The sequence below is a fragment of the Mycobacterium sp. genome, assembly GCF_032159765.1.
Taxonomy (GTDB): domain Bacteria; phylum Actinomycetota; class Actinomycetes; order Mycobacteriales; family Mycobacteriaceae; genus Mycobacterium.
The window spans coordinates 1-3,651 of record NZ_JAVHWM010000230.1 but is presented as its reverse complement, the minus strand read 5'-3'; the positions used below and the strand labels follow the sequence as shown (position 1 = coordinate 3,651).

Sequence of the window (3,651 nt, the reverse complement as noted above, 5' to 3'; positions counted from 1 at the left end):
GAAGAACCACGGCATCACCGACGTCGCGATCCTCGAGCAGTCGTACATCGGCTCGGGTGCGTCGGGGCGAAACACGACGATCATCCGCTCGAACTACCGCACGCCCGCCGGCGCAGCGTTCTACTCGAAGAGCGTGAAGCTCTACGAGGGGCTGGCGGCCGACCTCGATTTCAACCTCATGTTCTCGCAGCACGGGCACCTGACGCTCGCGCACTCCGATCGCGCGCTCGTCACCTCGCAGGAGCGCGCGGAGGTCAACCGCCTGCTCGGAATCGACTCGCGCGTCATCTATCCGGACGAGATCCGCGAGCTCTGTCCGGAGCTCGACCTCTCCGACAAGCCGACGTGGCCGGTCATGGGTGCGCTCTACCACAAGCCCGGCGGAATCATCCGTCACGACGCGGTTGTCTGGGGCTACGCGCGGGGCGCCGACCGGCAGGGCGTCGAGATCCACCCGTACACGAAGGTGACGGGGATCGAGACCGAGAACGGCCGGGCGACCGCGGTGCAGACCAACCGCGGCCGGATCGAGGCCGGCACGGTCGTGAGCGCCGTCGCCGGCTGGTCGACGCTCGTCGGGCAGCTCGCCGGCGTGCGCCTGCCGATCACGACGCACATCCTGCAGGCGTTCGTCACCGAGCCCGTGAAGCCGTTCCTCGACGTCGTCCTCGTCTCGTCGCAGATGCACGTCTACGTCTCGCAGACCGACCGCGGCGAGTTCCTGATCGGTGCGGAGATCGAGCCGTACACGACGTACAAGTCGATCGGCACGCTGCCCTTCCTCGAGTACTCGGCCCGGCACGTGCTCGAGCTGCTGCCACAACTCGAGCGGCTGAAGGTGCTGCGGACGTGGACCGGGTTGTGCGATCTCTCCCCCGACTACAGCCCGATCCTCGGGCGCACGGAGGTCGAGAACTTCCACATCTCCGCGGGCTGGGGAACGTACGGCTTCAAGGCCGCACCGATCGTCGGAACGACGCTCGCGGAGCTCGTCGCCACACGGCGCACGCCCGATCTGATCGCGCCGTTCGCGCTCGAGCGGTTCCACACCGACACGCTCGTGTCGGAGCTCGCCGCCGCCGCCGTCTCGCACTGACGCTAGGCGAGCGCGCCGGACCGAACGAGGTCGACGACCGGCTGCAGGTTCTGGGGCGGCGGCTCGCCCTTTCCGGTCTCCGCGACCAGCTCTCGCACGCGTGCGTACGCCTTGCTCGTCCCGGTGCCGAGCCGCGGCCGTTCCCGGCGGTCGATCGCCTGCGCGGCGAGCACGAGCTCGATCGCGACGATCCGCTCGCCGAGCCCGACCTGCTCCGTCAGGCGCCGGCCCGCGAGCGGGGCCAGTGTGATCCGGTCCTCGATCCCCTCGTGATGCATCGAGCTGCCGTGCTCGATCGACACGGGCTGCGCGAGCAGGCGCGCCTCCGCGGCGAGTGACTGCAGCGGGACGCCGAACTCCGACAGCGCGCTCTCCGCGAGCCCGTGCTCGGCGGCGAGACCCGCGGCGAGGCCGGTCAGCGGGGCCTGCAGCAGCTTCACGGCCCGTTCCGACGCCGACGTCAGCGCGGGCGCGAGCGCGATGCGCAGGAAGTCGATCGCGGCCGCGAGCGGGAGCACGTCGAAGTTCCCGACGGAGATGATGCGGTCCTCGTCGGCGAGGACGAGCGGGTTCTCCTGCGACGCGTTCAACTCGACGGCGAGCTGCGCCTCCGCATAGTTGAGCGCGTCGCGCGCCGCCCCCTGCACCTGCGGCAGCGTCCGGAAGACGAGCGGGTCCTGGAGGTTGCGCGGCCGGTCGTCCCAGAGGTAGCTCCCCTCGAGGAGGGCGCGGACGTGGGCCAGCGACTCGCGCAACCCCACGTAGGGCCGGTGCACGCCGACCGCCGCGTCGATGACGCTCGGGTTCGCCGCGAACGCCTCCAGGTCGAGCGCTCCGGCAACCTCGAGCGCGTCGAGCAGTCGGCGCGTGTCCGCGATCGCCAGCGCGCCGAGCGCCGTCGAGAACCCGTTGTGGTTCAGCAGCGCGAGGCCCTCCTTCGCTGCAAGGGCGAAGTCACCGAGCAGGCCGTGAGCGAGGTCGGCGTTCGCGGGGAGGTCGGACTGTCCGTACGACCCGAGCATCCGCACGTGCGGTTTCGCGCCGTCGTTCAACGCCGTGACCACGTGCTCGGCCAGCTCGACGCGGACGCCCGAGCTGCCGCGGGCGAAGCCGTTCGCCATGCGCAGCGTCATCGCGCGTACGACGTCTTCGGGCGCAGCGGCTCCCTGGCCGACCCGGTGTTCGAGGATGAGCCTCCGGTTGAACTCGGCCAGCTCCTCCGTTCGCACGGCGACGCGCTTGTGGACGCCGATGCCCGTGGTGAGGCCGTAGACCGCGGCGCCGTCGGCGACCGATCGCTCCACGACCGCCCGGCCCCGGCGCACCTGCTCGACCGCGTCCGGAGCGAGCGCGACCCGCTCGCCGCCGCGCGCAACGCGCACCACCTCCTCGAGCGTCAGTGCGCCGCCGGTGAGCATCACGGTCATCGCACTAGGATCTCACGACGGAGCGGGCGGCGACGGCATGAGCAACGCCGTCTCGCGTGCCCCTGCCGACGCGGTCTACGTGTCACCGTCGTGTCGTCGATCAGATCAACACCAACCTGATCGGCTCGATCCAGGTGGTGCGCGCCTGACCGCTCGTCAGCGCGCGCGCGACTGCCAGAGCGCATCGTCCCCGAGGGGACGGCGGACGGCGTCGCCCGCGGCGACGAGCTCGAGCAGTGCGACTTCTGCAGCCGCGCGGTCGGGGGCGTCGTTTCCCCGGGCCATCAGTGCCGCGACCTCTTGCGTCGTGAGCCCTTCGGCGAACTGCGTGAGCAGCGGAAGCGGATCGTCGGGCGCGGGCCTGCGATCGAGCGACCGATCGAGGTTCGCGACCAGGACGTCGTAGGCCTCGACCGGCTGGAAGCCACCCGCGAGCAGCTGCTGCCCATCCCGCGCGAACAGGACGGAGGGCGCGGTGAAGCGGACAGCGCCGTCGGTGTCGGCGGTCTTGCCCTGCAGCTCGGCGGACGAGCCGGCCGCGGTCCGCGCCTCGTTCCGGTCGCGCTCGTAGGCCTCGGTTACCTCCGGGTGATCGAGCCGGGACACGACCGCCTTGGCGTCGAGGTCGGGCACGCCTTGGAGGACTGCCTCGAGCTGTGCGTCGTCGTCGAGCAGCAACGGCGTCGTGAAGTTCGCAAGCTGCAGCGCGCGGAACACGGCCCATTCGTCGCCGGCGCGGTTGAGCCGGGCCGCGACGACGGCGCGGCAGGCGCGCGCGGTTGCGCTGACGCGATCCTTCGGGTGGGGTGCAAACGGCATGCCGTAGCGGCGAAAATGCAGCTGGCCGAGCGCGCCGCGAAGCGGCGTGTAGCCGCGGGCGATGTACTGCGACGCATCCTCGGTCAACCCGATCAGCACGAGCCGCCACTCGAGCTGGCTGCCGTAGCGCCACTCGAGCACCCGGAGTGCCGGAACCGCGGAATAGGCCCACGGACAGGCCGGATCGCTGTACAGCGTCGCCTGAACGGCCCCGCCCGAACTCCTCATCGCTTGCGCCCCCCTCGAAAGATGGAATCGATTACTTGATACCACAAGTACTGCTTCCGACCCGGGGACAACCGCCGGCGG

The 3,651-nt window shown here is 70.7% G+C and carries 3 protein-coding genes; 1 reads left to right on the top strand and 2 read right to left on the bottom strand.

The genetic code is table 11. The annotated features are described in order from the left end of the window. The coding region (locus QOH60_RS28475) for an FAD-dependent oxidoreductase (protein WP_526425244.1) at positions 1 to 1,096 on the top strand (1,096 nt) is incomplete at its 5' end. A gap of 2 nt (positions 1,097 to 1,098) precedes the next feature. Here QOH60_RS28475 and QOH60_RS28470 read toward each other — a convergent pair. Further along, positions 1,099 to 2,523, bottom strand: coding sequence for an aromatic amino acid lyase (locus QOH60_RS28470; RefSeq protein ID WP_526425243.1), 1,425 nt, complete (start codon positions 2,521 to 2,523; stop codon positions 1,099 to 1,101). Between the two features lie 156 nt (positions 2,524 to 2,679). Then, complete coding sequence (locus QOH60_RS28465; protein WP_526425242.1) at positions 2,680 to 3,570, bottom strand: DsbA family protein; 891 nt, start codon at positions 3,568 to 3,570, stop codon at positions 2,680 to 2,682. Positions 3,571 to 3,651: the final 81 nt, after the last annotated feature.